This window comes from Halopseudomonas pelagia CL-AP6 (assembly GCF_000410875.1).
Lineage (GTDB): Bacteria > Pseudomonadota > Gammaproteobacteria > Pseudomonadales > Pseudomonadaceae > Halopseudomonas > Halopseudomonas pelagia.
In genome coordinates, this window is record NZ_AROI01000006.1 from 136,426 (window position 1) to 150,592 (window position 14,167).

Below are 14,167 nucleotides of genomic sequence, written 5' to 3' on the forward strand. Positions count from 1 at the left end.
AGCATGACGGCTTTGCTAGTACTGGACCCTAATGATCTGGCCTGATGGTTGGAGGTGTGTCGGCGGGGGAGGGTTGCGGCAACCGGGAGTGATGTAACGACCACCTTATATTGCATGGACAGGAGAGCGAGATGGGAGAAGTGACACTGGTTGTCGATGACAATGGTTATGCAGATCACAAGCTGGCCTGGCTGGATGCCGAGGGCAAGATTCAGACGCTGAAGATCCCCACCATCATCGGTACTGACCGGCTGAGTTCTAACAGCGGTGAAACCGTGGATCGTTATCGTGCGGATGGGGTCGATTACACCTGTAAACCCTCGGTGCGCTCGCCGATCAATCTGCGTAACGCCAACTACCCGGCGTCAGTGGAAAATCGCGTGCTGGTCACTCACGCGTTGCGCAAGGCCAAGCTGTTGAACAAGCCGCTGCACCTGGGGGTAACGCTGTCATTTCGCGACTATTTCTCTGAGCAAGGCGCACAAATCACTGAGAACAAACAGGCGACTATTGCCAATTTTAATGGCAGCCGGGGCACGGTTGAGGTGATTGGCAGCGAGGACAAACTGAATATCACACAAGTGGACTGCTACTCCGAAGCGTTATCAGCGTTCTTCGATTTCGTGCTGGATGACCAGGGCGAGTTCACTGATGCTGCCAAGTACACCAAGGGCGATGTGGCCATTATCGACATTGGTGGTTCCACCACCGACGTGGTCAACCTGATCGTTGATGACAGCATTACCATCAATAACAGTTATTCCGGGACTGACAAAGTCGGTGTGCTGGATCTGAAGTTTTCGCTGGAGAAAGCGATCAAGCAGGAGCTGATCGATCTGGGTCTGATCGAGAATTCCCACGATACCGAGATTCCGCCGAACCTGGTCAGTGAAGTGCTGGAAACGGGTTCGACCTTTTTTGCCGGTGAAATGCGCAATTTTGAAGTGCTGCGTGACGATGTGGCCTCTTCCGTGGCGACCAAGATCATCAACAACGTGAAATCGCGGCTAGGCTCCATCGGTATCTACCGGGCGATCATCATCACCGGCGGCGGCTCGGTGGTGTTCCATCACTGGCTGACCAAGGCGTTCCCCAATCCGGTCATGCTGGATGAGTTTTCCAATGCCCGTGGCGCCTTGAAATTCATGCGCAATGTGGCCGCGGGTCGGGTCAAAACCAAAGGTGGCAAGGCCGCAACGAAACAGCTGGAAGATGTCTGAAGCCCTCGGGCCGGTATCCTGAGGATGGCGGCCCTGTATTTACTGCAATACCTGTCGGCACTCGCTGTTGGCAATCCGTTCGTCAAGGTACACGCACTGTTCCAGGAGACCCCCATGACTACTGTCATTTCACCTTCTCTCGCCCGTCGTTCACGGCTTCAGGCGGCCTGGCTCGCCAGTGTCATGCTGGTGTTTACTGTGCTGGCATTTCCGGCCCACGCGCAGGATTCTGCTTTCGACGGCAAGGTAGCGGTCATTACCGGCAGTAGCTATGGGCTGGGCCGCGAGCTGGCACTGCTCGGTGCGTCTGAAGGCATGAAGCTGGTGCTGGTGGATCGGCGCCCTGAGGCTTCAGAAGCGCTGGCCGAACAAATCCGCAGTCAAGGTGGCGAAGCGGTGTTTGTCGAGGTCGATCTGGCACAGGCGGAGCAACGCCCCAGGGTGATTGAAGAGGCGATGGAAGCATTCGGCGGTATCGATTATCTATTCAACAATGCCGGGTATTCCTATCTGGCAACACTTGAACAGATGGATATGGAACAGGCCAAAGATATGTTCGAGGTCAATTATTGGGCCTACGCCGATCTGGCGCAGCGGGTCATTCCGGTCATGCGCAAGCAGGGCGGCGGGACTATTCTCAATGTGTCATCTATTCTCGGCATGAGTGCCGCACCTCCCGGTCTGGGCCACTATGCCGGCAACAAGCATGCACTGCATGGGCTATTCCAAAGTGCTGCGCAGGAACTGAAGGTGGATAACATCAAGGTATTTATCGCTGCACCGGCCGGCATGCGCACTAAAATCAGTCAGCATTCAGTAGGGCCGCTGGCTAACCCCGAGAACGACCGGGCTGCTGATTGGGAAGATCCGGCCATCGCCGCACGGGATATTTTTGATAATATCCAAGGCGACAAGGTTATTTTCAATCCAGGTTATATAGGCCGCCAATAGCCTTCCAAATAGTTGAAAGCCCAGGCCGTCGTGGGCTTTCAACTGCGGAGGATCCTTTGCGCTTTAATCTACGCCGTCGGCCAGGTCCAGAATCGCACCGACGATGTCATTCATGGTGATGATACCCACCAGTTCATTGGCATTGGTCACCAGAATTCGATGAATGTTCATATTCACCATCAGCCGCGCAACGTATTTGACTTCCAGCTCACGAGACACAATCAGTGCCGGCTTGGTGCAGATGTCGTAAACGTTGATCAGATCTATATCGCCCTCTTCTGCAACAATGGTTTTCAGAATGTCGTTGTAGGTCACCAGGCCGTAGGCGTCATGCTCGTTACCTTTATCGACCACCAGCGATTTGATTCCGTGCAAGCGCATGATATGCATGCCCTCGCGGACGGTGGCGAAGGCCGAAACGGTAACGACGTTGGATTTCATGATGTCTTTGACCAGCATGGCAGTTGCTCCTGAGTAGGTCAGATTTCGTTCTTGATCAGTTGTTCGAATTGCGCGATCTGGCGATGATCAATACCGGCGATATGTTCCAGTGGCAGGGTAAATACCACGCCACGGCTGTGATTGTTCAGGTCCAGATCCTTGACCAGTGTTTTCATCACCCGCAGCGATAGCTTCTTTTCCAATACCAGAATGAGAACTGACTGGCTGCCTTCGTAGGTTAGTCCGAAGAAGGTTTTCTTCTGTTCGGCGCCCAATCCGCGACCATTGAGGATGGTCATGCCGCCAGCGCCGGCGGCCTTGGCCGACTCGATAGCCTGTTCCTCTAGATCCTCGGCCAGCATGGCCACCAATACCGAGAATTTCATGATATCTCTCCTGTGTCTGCTTTGATCAGCTCCATGACGATAGCGTAGAGCATGACGGTGATGATGGGGAAAATCGACGCGAAGGCGATCAGGCCAAAGCCGTCGATCAATACATTGCGGCCCTCTATATGGGTCGCCAGGCCAATACCCAGGGCGGTGACTAGCGGAACGGTCACTTCGGAGGTAGTTACACCGCCCAGGTCGTAGGCCAGCGGCACGATAAAGCGCGGCGCAAAAAACGTCAGTGCTATCACCAGGGCATAGCCGCCCATGATGTAGTAATGGATGGAGTCGCCAGTGATGATGCGGTGCACACCGATGGTGATACCAATGGCCACACCCAGTGCTACCAGTAGACGAATATGCCGGGCATTCAGTTTGCCGTGCGCGGCTTCTTCGGCCTGGGCGCCGATCGCGATCAATGCCGGTTCGGCCATGGTCGTGGCGAAACCTATCGCAAAGGCAAACAGATAGACCCAGGTGTGCGTATCCAGTGCGATCAGTTGCTCGGCCATACTACGGCCTACTGGGAACAGCCCTAGCTTGAGGCCGACGACAAAGGCGTAGAGCCCCACTATGACCATGGCGAAGCCGAGTATTACTCGGCGCACATAGGGAATGGGCTTGCGAATAACACCGTATTGAAAAAACAGGATGACCAGGATGATCGGCAGCACATCACGCAGCATACTCAGCAGATCGAGCAGAATGCTCAAGGCTTGCTGGCCCGCAGTATTGGTCGGTGGGCTGGTCATTGCGGCAGCCGAGGCAGCCGCAGCTGCCAGCTGCGCAGCGTCGGCAGGGCTAGGCAAAAGTGTGTACACGACAATACCGTAGAGCTGTACCGCGATCATCGGCACCATTACTGCTAGCGCGACCAGGCCAAAGCCGTGAGCTAGCGGATTTCGGCCTTTGATCGACGCCGCCAACCCGACGCCAAGTGCGGCGATCAGCGGTACCGTAACAATATTAGTGGTGACCCCGCCGGAGTCATACGCCAGCCCGACGATTTCCTCTGGGGCAAAGAAGGTCACGGTGACGACCAATAAATAACCGCTGATCATGTACCAATGTAGCGGATGACCGAGCAGTGTACGCAATACCCCCAGTGCAACGACCAGGCCCACCGACAGCGCCACCAGCAAGCGCAGGGTCAGCGCATCAATGCGTCCACCACTGATCTCTTGCGCCTGTTCCGCAACGGCAATCAGCGCTGGCTCTGCAACCACGGCGGCAAAGCCGATGCTAAAGCCGAAGGCCATCAGTACGGGCAGGGAACCGCGTCTTGCGAAGGCGTTGGAGAGACTTTTACCGACGGGAAAGATGCCCAGGTCCAGGCCTTGCAGAAAAATCGCCACACCGAACACTACGATGCCCAGGCCCACCAGCATGGTGCTGAGGTTATCGGGTACCTGTCGGATAACCAGCACTTGAAAGACGCCGACCACCAATACGATTGGTAGCAAATTGCCAAAAGAATGCTTGAGATTGTGCCAGAAGGTCATGAGATGATTCACAATAGTGCTGGGTCCTTTGCTGGCTGTATGTGTAATCTCCAGCCTGATGTTAGCAGAGTGCTCCGATGCATACGCTGACTTCCATCAATGGACCGTTCCAACATGTCGAAAACCAACTCAATCGACCTGCGTAGCTGGATGTGGCGGGCTTTTGTCCAGAGTGCCCTTATTCCATTACTGCTGGTAGAAACGGTGCTGGTGGCAGCCTATCTGCTCTCCAATACGGCCATACGCGATGCCCAGATTGAGCATCTGCGCATGGCCGCGCAGAGTGATATGCAAACTTCCGCTGCCCAGGAGGCCCGCCTGGTAAATCAGCGCTTGAAAGGCGTGGGTGAATTGACCCGCTTGTATGCCGGTCAAGTTCGGGACGCTTTAGCCAACACCGATGTGCTACAGGATCCGCGGGAAGCCGCGTCGTTAAAGCATACCGAAACCGGCGTGCTCTATAGCCATCGTGATGAAGGGCGGGCGGCGTCCTTTTATTCCAACCGGACGCCGGTCAATGAGCAAGATCTGAACAAGGTCATGCGCTTGGCGCAACTGGACGGGCTGATGCAGGGTATCGAGCAGACCAATAGCCTGGTCAGTGCAATCTATTTCAATACGCATGATAGCTACAATCGCATATGGCCGTGGTTTTTCACGCCAGACCAGTATCCGCATGATATGGATATTCCCCGCTATAACTTCTACTACTTGGCCGACGCTGAGAATAATCCGGCACGGGAGGTGGTGTGGACAGACACCTATGTAGATCCCGCAGGGCAGGGTTGGATGATGTCGGCGTTAGCGCCGGTGTATGCCGGCGCAGTACTGGAAGGGGTTGTCGGGTTGGATATCACCATAAGCAGCATTTTGCAGGAAATTTCCTCGCTAGCGGTCCCCTGGGGTGGGTATGCCATGTTGGTCAGCCAGGACATGAATATTATGGTGCTGCCTGAAGCGGGTGAGCAGGATCTGGGGTTGGACGAGTTAACCCAGTTCAGCTATGACGAAGCAGTGCGGCGGGAGATCTTCAAACCGGGCGATTTCAATTTGACCAATCGCAATGACACCCGTGATCTGGCCGCACTGGTTGCGAGCGAAAGCGAGGGCGTGATGCCCATCCAACTGGGTGGCCGCTCTCAGCTTGCTGCCTGGTCAAATATTCCGGAAACCGGCTGGAAATTGATCACCCTGGTGGACGAGGCGAGTGTATTCAGCCGCACCAATGCCTTGGCCAGCCATTATCGGCAGATCGGTTTTCTGTTAATCGCGGGGCTGGTACTGTTCTATCTGGTGTTCTTTACTGCGATGTGGGTGCGTGCGCGCCAGCTCAGCCAGGCAATGCAGGCGCCGATCAGAGGTATTGGCCGGATGATGCAGGAGATCGGTGAGGGCAACTGGTATCCCGAAGCGCACCGGTCGCGGATCAAAGAGCTGGATGCCATGGCTCTCGATACCTCGGCCATGGGTGGCAAGCTAGCTGATAGTGAGTACTCCAGGCAGCAGGCGACGAGGCACCTTGAGCGCGTGCTGGATTCGACGACCGAGAGTATTTGGGAAGTTGACGTGGCTCAGAAGCAGATTCAGTTCCAGGGTCGGCTCACTGGGCGTTTCGGTTTGCCCACAGGTGTCATGAGGCTCGACACTTTCTTGCAGCGCGTTCACCCTGACGATCTCAATGCTGCGCGCAGCAGCCTTATGCCACGCAGTGCACAACACAAACTCGAAGCTGAATATCGCCTGCGCGACGCTGCTGGTGATTATCACTGGTTGTTGGGGCGGGGACGGATTGTCGAGATGGACGGACGGTTCCAGCGCCCGCAGCGCATTGCGGGTACCCATGTCGACATCGACGCCATCAAGGCTACTCAGGAAGCGTTGCGCACGGCTAGCTTGCAAGCGCAGTCAGCTAGCCTGGCGAAGAGCCGTTTCCTTTCCAGCATGAGTCATGAATTGCGCACGCCCTTGAATGCGATTCAAGGGTTTGCCCAGTTGCTGGCGCTTGACCTGGAGCAGCAGGGCGTTAGTCCGGCACAGCGCAGTACCATGCAGCAGCAGGTGCAGGAGATACTGCAAGCCAGTCAGCATCTGTGTTTGCTGGTTGACGATGTGCTCGATCTGGCACGTATTGAGTCCGAGCGTCCGGTTATTCAACTGGAAAGCGTTGATGCATGGCAGTTGTTATTGGCCTGTGCCGAGCAGGTGAGGCCGCAACGTGAGGCGGCGGGACTGATCCTGCACCTGGATACGCCGCAGCAGCAGCCCATGGTGCTTGCCGAGCCAAGGCGGTTGCGCCAGATACTGCTCAATCTGCTCAGCAACGCGGTCAAATACCATCGGCCGGGCGGCAGTATTACCCTGGATTGCCTGCGGGTTGGCGCACGCTGGCAATTACGCGTCACCGACAACGGTCTTGGTATCCGCCACGCCGATCAGGTCAAACTATTCAAACCCTTCCAGCGGCTGGGGCATGAAAATAGCACGATAAAAGGCACGGGGATCGGTCTGGCGTTGAGCCGCGAGTTGGCGAGCCTGATGGACGGCGAAATGGGTTTCAGCAGCGAGCCTGGCGTGGGTAGTTGTTTCTGGGTAACGCTTCCCGAGGCGCCCGTCCCCGGAGCTATCGAACCGGGTGATCAGGCACAGAACGCGCCAGGCCTTCTAGACGTCATCTACGTTGAAGACGATCGCTCCAGTCAGATACTGGTGCAGCACGCGTTAGCGGGTGTAGCTCAGGTCACACTGATTCACAATGGGCTGGAAGCGCTGCACCGTATTACTCAGCGGCCGCCGCAGGTACTGCTGTTGGATATTGATCTGCCGGATATGCAGGGTGACCGGCTACTGCGCTCGTTACGCGGCAGTGCGCGCACCCGAGATCTACCGGTGATTGTGATCAGCGCCGGTGCTTTACCGGCTGACCGTGAGCGCGTCAGTGATCTGGATGTGGCCTATTATCTGACCAAGCCGCTGCAGATACAGGATCTGCTGGACGCCGTAAGTCGCGTCAGAGCGTCTTGATTCAAACCGTTTGGTACATCTCAGCGAGCCTTTGTCTCAACGCTCGCTGAGTTCAACCATGAGATCATCCGCGAGGTTTTCCAGGTCATTACGCAGGGCGTCTAGATCCGTCTGTGGGTAGATGCCCAGATCCGCCTTGGCTTTGAATAACAGGTCTGAACTCATCGGCGCGGCACTGCATTCGGTGTCCAGCTTCTCGACGTTCACACCGTGCCTGGCGAGAATCTGCGACACTTCATGCACTATCCCTGGGCGGTCATTACCCAACAGACTCAGATGCAGGTGCGTCAACTGGGGATCATCGGCCTGACCGCTTACGGCCACCTGCACGTTAATACCCAGGTGGGTCAGTCCGTCAAGATCGATGCGCAACGCTTCAACCTTGTCGGCATCAATATCCACGCGCAGTATCCCGGCAAACTGCCCGGCCATGCGTGCCATGCGACTTTCCAGCCAGTTACCGCCGTGGCGATTGATGACTTGAGCAATGCTTTCGACTAAACCGGGTTTGTCGGCCGATATCACGGTTAGTACAAGTGGGGTAGACATAGTAACTCCTTGATCTGGCAGCCTCAGTCCTGATAATAGCGGCCTTCGCCACTGGTCATCATTTCCCGGCAATTAAATGCGATGTTCTCGAAATCGTACTCGGTCAAGCCGACATATTCGAGTACGCGCCCGCCCACAGCGCTCCATTCGTGATCAATTGGCTGGTTGGCCAGCACCTTGTGAGCCTGGCAGATATGCTCGGACATCTTCAGTATGGCGAGCAAGTTTTTCAGTCCAGCATCATGGTGATCTTCCTCACCGAAAATCGGCGCGGCGTTGTGATGGCTAGCGATAGCCTCGCACAGATGGCGTGGTAGCAGCCAGGACTTGGCGGTGAAATAGCCTATCACCGCGTGGTTGGTGTTCAATCGCTGATTTTCTACGTCCACGATACGCTGGCCGTCCTGCGCGTAGGACTCCTCCAGCACGTCGATATAGTCAGGAAAGCGCTTGAGCATCAAAGGTATGCCACAGTTGTGAAACAGTCCCAGCGCATAGGCCTCATCAGGCTCGACGCAACCGATCTTCTTGGCCAGGGTCATGCAGGTCATGGCTATATCCTGGGCGCTGTCCCAGAAGCGGTTGAGGTTGAGGATGTTCTCGTCGGTCATCTCGCTGCGGATCGACTGAGCGTTGACGATATTGATGACCCGCCGCACCCCAAGCAAGTTCACCGCCTGCTGGATGGATGAAATGCGATTGGCCAGGCCAAAAAAAGCCGAGTTAACTATTTTCAGCAGGCTGCCCGACAGGCCCGGATCCTGGCTGATAAGCCGTGCGATCACTCTGAGATCCGGGTCTGGCATGACCTGTTCCATCTGCAGATCGACCATGATCTGCGGCTGTGGTGGTACGCTAATGCCCTGTAATGCGTGCTTGATCTGCTCTTCCGTAAGATCTTCAGTCATGTTGCTACGAATCCGCTCTCATAAGGGAGATTGGAGTTTAGCCGCAGACTGGCGGGCAGGACAGCCTGTATAATACCTGCCCGGCGGAATGACCTGCCGCCCGAGAGTAAGGAGCCCCCATGACCCTGCCAAGTCTGCGTCTTAAATCCAATAGTGACAGGCGCATCAAAGCCGGCCATCTCTGGGTATTCAGCAATGAAGTGGATACTGCCCAGACCCCGCTGACCGCCTTCGAGCCCGGCCAGGAAGCACTGTTGGAAACCGCATCAGGCAAGCCCTTGGGCTTGGTGTGCATGAGCCCAACCAATCTGATTTGTGCGCGCATGCATAGTCGCGATGTGGCTCACGGGCTGGACAAGTCCTTGCTGGTTCACCGTATCCAGGTGGCCCTGAGCTTGCGCGAGAGACTGTTTGACAAACCTTTCTATCGCTTGGTTTACGGCGACGCTGATCTGCTGCCAGGTCTGGTAGTTGACCGTTTTGGCGATTACCTGGTGGTGCAGATAGCGACCCCTGGCATGGAGCGGGTGCGCGAGGCGATTGTCGAGGCCCTGGTTCAGGTGCTTAAGCCTGTGGGCGTGCTGTTCAAGAATGACAGCGGCGCGCGCAAGGCTGAGGATCTGCCCTCATACGTGGAAGCCGCGTTTGGCGACGTGCCTGAGCGTGTTGCTCTGGAAGAAAACGGCGTGCGTTTTGAAGCGCCGGTCTGGACCGGACAGAAGACCGGCTGGTTTTACGATCACCGCATGAACCGCGCACGTCTGGCGCCTTATGTGGCAGGCAAGCGCGTATTGGATCTGTATTCTTACATTGGCGGCTGGGGTGTGCAGGCGGCGGCGATGGGCGCTAGCGAAGTCATGTGTGTCGACAGTTCCGCACCGGCTCTTGATTTGGTCGAGCACAATGCCAGCCTGAATGGCGTAGCCGAGAAGATGGCAGTGGTCGAAGGCGATGTGATGGATGCGCTGCGCGAGTTGAAATTGGCTGGCGAGAAGTTCGATGTGGTGATTGCTGATCCGCCAGCTTTTATTAAAAAGCGCAAGGATGTACGCAATGGTGAAGCCGCCTACCGTCGGTTGAATGAGCAGGCTATGCGGTTGCTGAACAAGGATGGCATTCTGGTCTCGGCCTCCTGCTCCATGCACCTGGCTGAAGAAAGCCTGCGCGAGATTCTGCTGGCTTCCAGCCGGCATCTGGATCGCCATCTGGTGATCACCGAGCGCGGCTTCCAGGGCCCGGACCACCCGCTGCATCCCGCGATACCGGAAACCGGTTATATCAAATCGCTGTTTTGCCGAGTATTACCGGCTTAGGTTTTAAGAAGGGTTTGGGGGTTGGGACAGCAAACTCCGCCTCACTCGGAAGTGATATAGCGCTCGGTCTGATAGGGCGGAGAAAGTGTCGATAACAGGGATGTTATCGTCAAGCCTCCAGGGATGGATTCACGGCGTCTTTCGGAGTCCTGTCAGACCGAGTGCGGCCCCTCTCGGAGTTGTAGCGGCGCTCGTGCCAGGCCGCCGCAGCCCGACTGGTCACGTAGGCTAAGAATTGGCCAGCCATGCTCCTGCGCATGCGCACGCAACACCTCGTCAGGATCAACCGCGACCGGGTTATCGACCATATTCAACAGCGGCAGGTCATTCTGCGAGTCGCTGTAAAAGTAACTGCCGTCGAGTTTTTTCCCATTCTCCATCAGCCAGCGCTCAAGACGCGTCACCTTGCCCTCGCGGAAGCACGGAATGTCGGTAGTGCGGCCGGTGAAACGGCCATCGGCACGCTCGCACTCGGTCGCCAGCAGAATATCGATACCCAGACGCTCGGCAATCGGCGCCGTGATAAAGCGGTTGGTCGCGGTGATAATCATCAGCGTATCGCCGGCTTTCCGGTGTTTTTCTATTAATGCCAGTGCCTGGGGTAGCACTATGGGGGCAATGCGCTCCGCCATAAACTGCCGATGCCAGGCGTCCAGTTGCGCAGGCTCGTGCTCGGCCAGTAGCTGCAGGCAGAAGTTCAGATAGATCTGTATATCCAGGCGCCCGGCCAGGTAATCATTGAAGAACTCATCGTTACGTGCCTTGTAAGAGGCGCCGTCGACGATGGCATGATCGACAATGAACTCGCCCCAGGCATGGTCGCTGTCGCCGCCAAGAAGAGTGTTATCCAGATCAAAGATGGCCAGAGGCAAGGGGTATCTCCTGTATTGAAATGCCGAGTGCGCAAGGATAATCCAGGTCGCGAGCAAATGCTTGCGCTGTATCGGCGCGGCGCAAGGCAGTGAATGTGCGGGTGCGCAAGGCGTGCTTATAAGGCACTGAAATGCCTGTTACTCTGCAATTGCTGCGCCGCTCGTCTTTGTGGAACAATGCAGAGGACAATTAATCAAGGATACTGGCTGTGATCGACCCTGATGGCTTCCGTCCCAATGTAGGCATCATCCTGACCAATGGGTCCGGGCAGGTGCTGTGGGCGCGGCGTATCGGCCAGGACGCGTGGCAGTTTCCGCAGGGTGGTATTCAGCAACATGAAACGCCCGAACAGGCGTTGTACCGCGAATTGCACGAGGAAGTCGGCTTGATGCCCGAGGATGTCGAAATTCTTGCCTGCACTCGTGGGTGGCTGCGTTACCGCTTGCCGCAGCGCTTGATTCGCAGCCACTCGCAACCTGTGTGTGTTGGCCAGAAGCAAAAATGGTTTTTGCTGCGGCTGACAGCCAATGAGCAACAAGTCTGCATGACCAAGACACCCAAGCCCGAGTTTGATGGCTGGCGCTGGGTCAGTTACTGGTATCCACTGGGCCAAGTGGTGGCTTTTAAACGTGACGTTTACCGTCGTGCAATGAAAGAGCTGGCCCCAAGGCTCCCCCTGGCTGATTGGATGGAAACGACTGGATGGAAACGTGAGTAAACAGACGTGAGTATGCTCAACACCCTGCGGCGGATTGTTCAGGAAGTGAACTCCGCCAAGGACCTGACCACCGCGCTGGACATTATTGTCCAGCGCGTGCGCGAGGCCATGGGTACAGAGGTGTGTTCCGTCTATTTGCTCGACCCCGACAGTAGCCGTTACGTGCTGATGGCCACCGAAGGCCTGAATAAGGACGCGGTGGGCGTCGTCAGCATGGCCAATAATGAAGGTCTGATTGGCTACGTGGGCGCGCGTGAAGAGCCGGTCAACCTGGAAGACGCCGCCGCGCACCCGAAATTCCGTTACTTTGCCGAGACTGGCGAAGAGCGTTTTGCGTCTTTTCTCGGCGTACCTATCATTCACCACCGCCGGGTTATGGGTGTGCTGGTGGTGCAGCAGAAAGAGCGCCGACAGTTCGACGAATCTGAAGAGTCCTTTCTGGTCACCATGAGTGCGCAGCTGGCCGGGGTTATTGCGCACGCCGAAGCAACTGGTTCGATTCATGGACTTGGCTGGGCTGGTGAGGCGATTCAGGATACCCGTTTCGATGCGGTGCCTGGTGCGCCCGGCGTGGCCATCGGCCAGGCCGTGGTGATTTTGCCGCCAGCTGATCTGAAAGCCGTACCTGATAAGCATATCAGTGATATTGAGGCCGAAGTTCTGCGCTTTCGTAGCGCGATCGAGGCTGTGCGCCGAGATATGCATGATATGTCGGCCAAGTTGTCGACGCAGCTAAGGCCGGAAGAGCTGGCGCTGTTTGATGTGTATCTGATGATGCTCGATGACGCCGCGCTGGGGAGCGAGGTGCTTGCAGTCATCCGCCGTGGGCAATGGGCGCAGGGCGCATTGCGTGAAGTGGTCAACGCGCATATCAACCGCTTTGAAATGATGGACGATCCCTACCTGCGTGAGCGCGCATCGGATGTTAAGGACCTGGGGCGGCGTATCCTGGCGTATCTGCAGGAGGCCAACAAGGAAGAGCGGGTCTTCCCCGATCAAACCATCCTGGTAAGCGAGGAGTTGTCGCCGGTGATGCTCGGCGAGGTGCCAAAGGAGAAGCTGGTTGGCTTGGTCTCGGTACTGGGCTCAGGGAGTTCGCACGTAGCCATTCTGGCGCGAGCCATGGGTATTCCGACGGTGATGGGCGCAGTGGATTTACCCTACACGCGGATGGATGGCCTGGAGCTGATCGTCGACGGTAACCATGGCGAAGTGTATTCCAATCCTTCGCAGGAGCTGCGTCGGCACTATATGGAAATAGTGCGCGAGGAGCTGGAGCTGGTCCAGGGCCTGGAAAAGCTGCGCGATGTGCCCTGCGTGACCACGGATGGCCATCGGATGCCGCTGTTTGTTAATACCGGGTTGCTGGCAGATGTCGCACGGTCGCTTGATCGCGGCGCTGAGGGTGTCGGGTTGTACCGCACTGAAGTGCCGTTCATGATCCAGGATCGTTTCCCTAGCGAAAAGGAACAGCAGGCGACCTATCGCGAGCAACTGGAAGCCTTTCATCCTTTGCCGGTAACCATGCGCAGCCTGGATATCGGTGGCGATAAGGCCTTGACCTATTTCCCTATTCGCGAGGATAACCCCTTCCTCGGTTGGCGCGGTATTCGCGTGACTCTGGATCATCCGGAAATTTTTCTGGTACAGACCCGCGCCATGCTCAAAGCCAGCAAGGGGCTGAACAATCTGCGCATCATGTTGCCGATGATCAGTAGTGTCTACGAAGTGGAAGAGGCACTGCATCTGATTCACCGTGCGCATAGCGAGGTGTGCGATGAAGGCATGGCTGTGCCCATGCCGCCGGTGGGTGTAATGATCGAAGTGCCAGCGGCAGTCTACCAGGCACGCGAGCTGGTACAGATGGTCGATTTTCTCTCGGTAGGTACCAATGATCTGACTCAGTACCTGCTTGCAGTTGATCGTAACAACCCCCGCGTGGCGGACTTGTATCATTCCCTGCATCCTGCGGTATTGCAGGCGCTGATCAAAGTCGCTACCGCCTGCCGTGAAGCCGGCAAGCCAATGAGCGTCTGTGGCGAAATGGCCGGTGACCCAGCCTCTGCAGTGTTATTGATGGCCATGGGTTGCGATGTGCTGTCAATGAACGCGACCAACCTGCCCAAGGTGAAATGGCTATTGCGGCAGATCTCCCTGAGTGACGCCAAAGCACTGCTCGATGAAGTTATCGGGCTGGATAACCCGCACCTGGTGCAAAGTACGCTGCATCTGGCGCTGCGTAATATGGGCTTGGAGAAAGTCCTGCGTCAGGGCCGCTGAAG

General features: G+C 56.5%; 12 protein-coding genes. 6 read left to right on the forward strand and 6 right to left on the reverse strand.

Annotated elements, in window-relative coordinates; all coding sequences use genetic code 11:
• Positions 1-131: 131 nt before the first annotated feature.
• Positions 132-1,220 (forward strand): ParM/StbA family protein, encoded by a 1,089-nt coding sequence (gene parM, locus K787_RS0105100; protein WP_022961716.1) that lies wholly within the window; start codon positions 132-134, stop codon positions 1,218-1,220.
• Positions 1,221-1,334: 114 nt separating this feature from the next.
• Positions 1,335-2,171: an SDR family NAD(P)-dependent oxidoreductase gene (locus K787_RS24245; RefSeq protein WP_052185322.1), complete on the forward strand. Its 837-nt coding sequence runs from the start codon at positions 1,335-1,337 to the stop codon at positions 2,169-2,171.
• Positions 2,172-2,234: 63 nt separating this feature from the next.
• Here K787_RS24245 and K787_RS0105110 read toward each other — a convergent pair whose 3' ends face one another.
• From K787_RS0105110 to K787_RS0105120, 3 genes are read right to left on the reverse strand one after another with little or no spacing between them, the layout of a single operon-like run.
• A complete protein-coding gene (locus tag K787_RS0105110; RefSeq protein WP_022961718.1) occupies positions 2,235-2,630 on the reverse strand; it encodes a CBS domain-containing protein in 396 nt (131 codons plus the stop codon).
• A gap of 20 nt (positions 2,631-2,650) precedes the next feature.
• Complete coding sequence (locus tag K787_RS0105115; protein WP_022961719.1) at positions 2,651-2,998, reverse strand: P-II family nitrogen regulator; 348 nt, start codon at positions 2,996-2,998, stop codon at positions 2,651-2,653.
• Positions 2,995-4,515 carry a DUF1538 domain-containing protein gene (locus tag K787_RS0105120; RefSeq protein WP_022961720.1) on the reverse strand — a complete coding sequence of 507 codons (1,521 nt, stop codon included), beginning with the start codon at positions 4,513-4,515 and terminating at the stop codon, positions 2,995-2,997. Before K787_RS0105120 ends, K787_RS0105115 begins: the two co-directional genes overlap by 4 nt.
• 102 nt (positions 4,516-4,617) lie before the next feature.
• Here K787_RS0105120 and K787_RS0105125 point away from each other — a divergent pair, with 102 nt between their 5' ends.
• Positions 4,618-7,524, forward strand: a complete 2,907-nt coding sequence (locus tag K787_RS0105125; protein WP_022961721.1) for an ATP-binding protein — start codon at positions 4,618-4,620, stop codon at positions 7,522-7,524.
• A 36-nt stretch (positions 7,525-7,560) separates the two neighbouring features.
• Here K787_RS0105125 and K787_RS0105130 read toward each other — a convergent pair whose 3' ends face one another.
• Positions 7,561-8,073, reverse strand: a complete 513-nt coding sequence (locus K787_RS0105130) for a glycine cleavage system transcriptional repressor (protein WP_022961722.1) — start codon at positions 8,071-8,073, stop codon at positions 7,561-7,563.
• Between the two features lie 23 nt (positions 8,074-8,096).
• On the reverse strand, positions 8,097-8,981 hold the full coding sequence (locus K787_RS0105135; protein ID WP_022961723.1) for an HDOD domain-containing protein: 885 nt from the start codon (positions 8,979-8,981) through the stop codon (positions 8,097-8,099).
• Between the two features lie 119 nt (positions 8,982-9,100).
• On the opposite strand from K787_RS0105135, the gene K787_RS0105140 reads away from it, so the two are divergent.
• The gene (locus tag K787_RS0105140) at positions 9,101-10,294 is read left to right on the forward strand and encodes a class I SAM-dependent rRNA methyltransferase (protein WP_022961724.1); all 1,194 of its coding nucleotides are present in this window, start codon (positions 9,101-9,103) and stop codon (positions 10,292-10,294) included.
• Between the two features lie 152 nt (positions 10,295-10,446).
• Here the strand turns inward: K787_RS0105140 and K787_RS22275 are convergent, their stop codons facing one another.
• Positions 10,447-11,166, reverse strand: a complete 720-nt coding sequence (locus K787_RS22275) for a histidinol-phosphatase (RefSeq protein ID WP_022961725.1) — start codon at positions 11,164-11,166, stop codon at positions 10,447-10,449.
• A gap of 209 nt (positions 11,167-11,375) precedes the next feature.
• On the opposite strand from K787_RS22275, the gene K787_RS0105150 reads away from it, so the two are divergent.
• Both K787_RS0105150 and ptsP read left to right on the forward strand, forming a co-directional pair.
• Positions 11,376-11,885 (forward strand): RNA pyrophosphohydrolase, encoded by a 510-nt coding sequence (locus K787_RS0105150; protein ID WP_022961726.1) that lies wholly within the window; start codon positions 11,376-11,378, stop codon positions 11,883-11,885.
• A 12-nt stretch (positions 11,886-11,897) separates the two neighbouring features.
• Positions 11,898-14,165 (forward strand): phosphoenolpyruvate--protein phosphotransferase, encoded by a 2,268-nt coding sequence (gene ptsP / locus K787_RS0105155; RefSeq protein WP_022961727.1) that lies wholly within the window; start codon positions 11,898-11,900, stop codon positions 14,163-14,165.
• Positions 14,166-14,167 lie beyond the last annotated feature (2 nt).

Bases quoted from the DNA above. Each gene is read 5' to 3' on its own strand.
- parM (WP_022961716.1), top strand. From the start codon at position 132: ATGGGAGAAGTGACACTGGTTGTCGATGACAATGGTTATGCAGATCAC.
- K787_RS24245 (WP_052185322.1), top strand. From the start codon at position 1,335: ATGACTACTGTCATTTCACCTTCTCTCGCCCGTCGTTCACGGCTTCAG.
- K787_RS0105110 (WP_022961718.1), bottom strand. From the start codon at position 2,630: ATGCTGGTCAAAGACATCATGAAATCCAACGTCGTTACCGTTTCGGCC.
- K787_RS0105115 (WP_022961719.1), bottom strand. From the start codon at position 2,998: ATGAAATTCTCGGTATTGGTGGCCATGCTGGCCGAGGATCTAGAGGAA.
- K787_RS0105125 (WP_022961721.1), top strand. From the start codon at position 4,618: ATGTCGAAAACCAACTCAATCGACCTGCGTAGCTGGATGTGGCGGGCT.
- K787_RS0105130 (WP_022961722.1), bottom strand. From the start codon at position 8,073: ATGTCTACCCCACTTGTACTAACCGTGATATCGGCCGACAAACCCGGT.
- K787_RS0105135 (WP_022961723.1), bottom strand. From the start codon at position 8,981: ATGACTGAAGATCTTACGGAAGAGCAGATCAAGCACGCATTACAGGGC.
- K787_RS0105140 (WP_022961724.1), top strand. From the start codon at position 9,101: ATGACCCTGCCAAGTCTGCGTCTTAAATCCAATAGTGACAGGCGCATC.
- ptsP (WP_022961727.1), top strand. From the start codon at position 11,898: ATGCTCAACACCCTGCGGCGGATTGTTCAGGAAGTGAACTCCGCCAAG.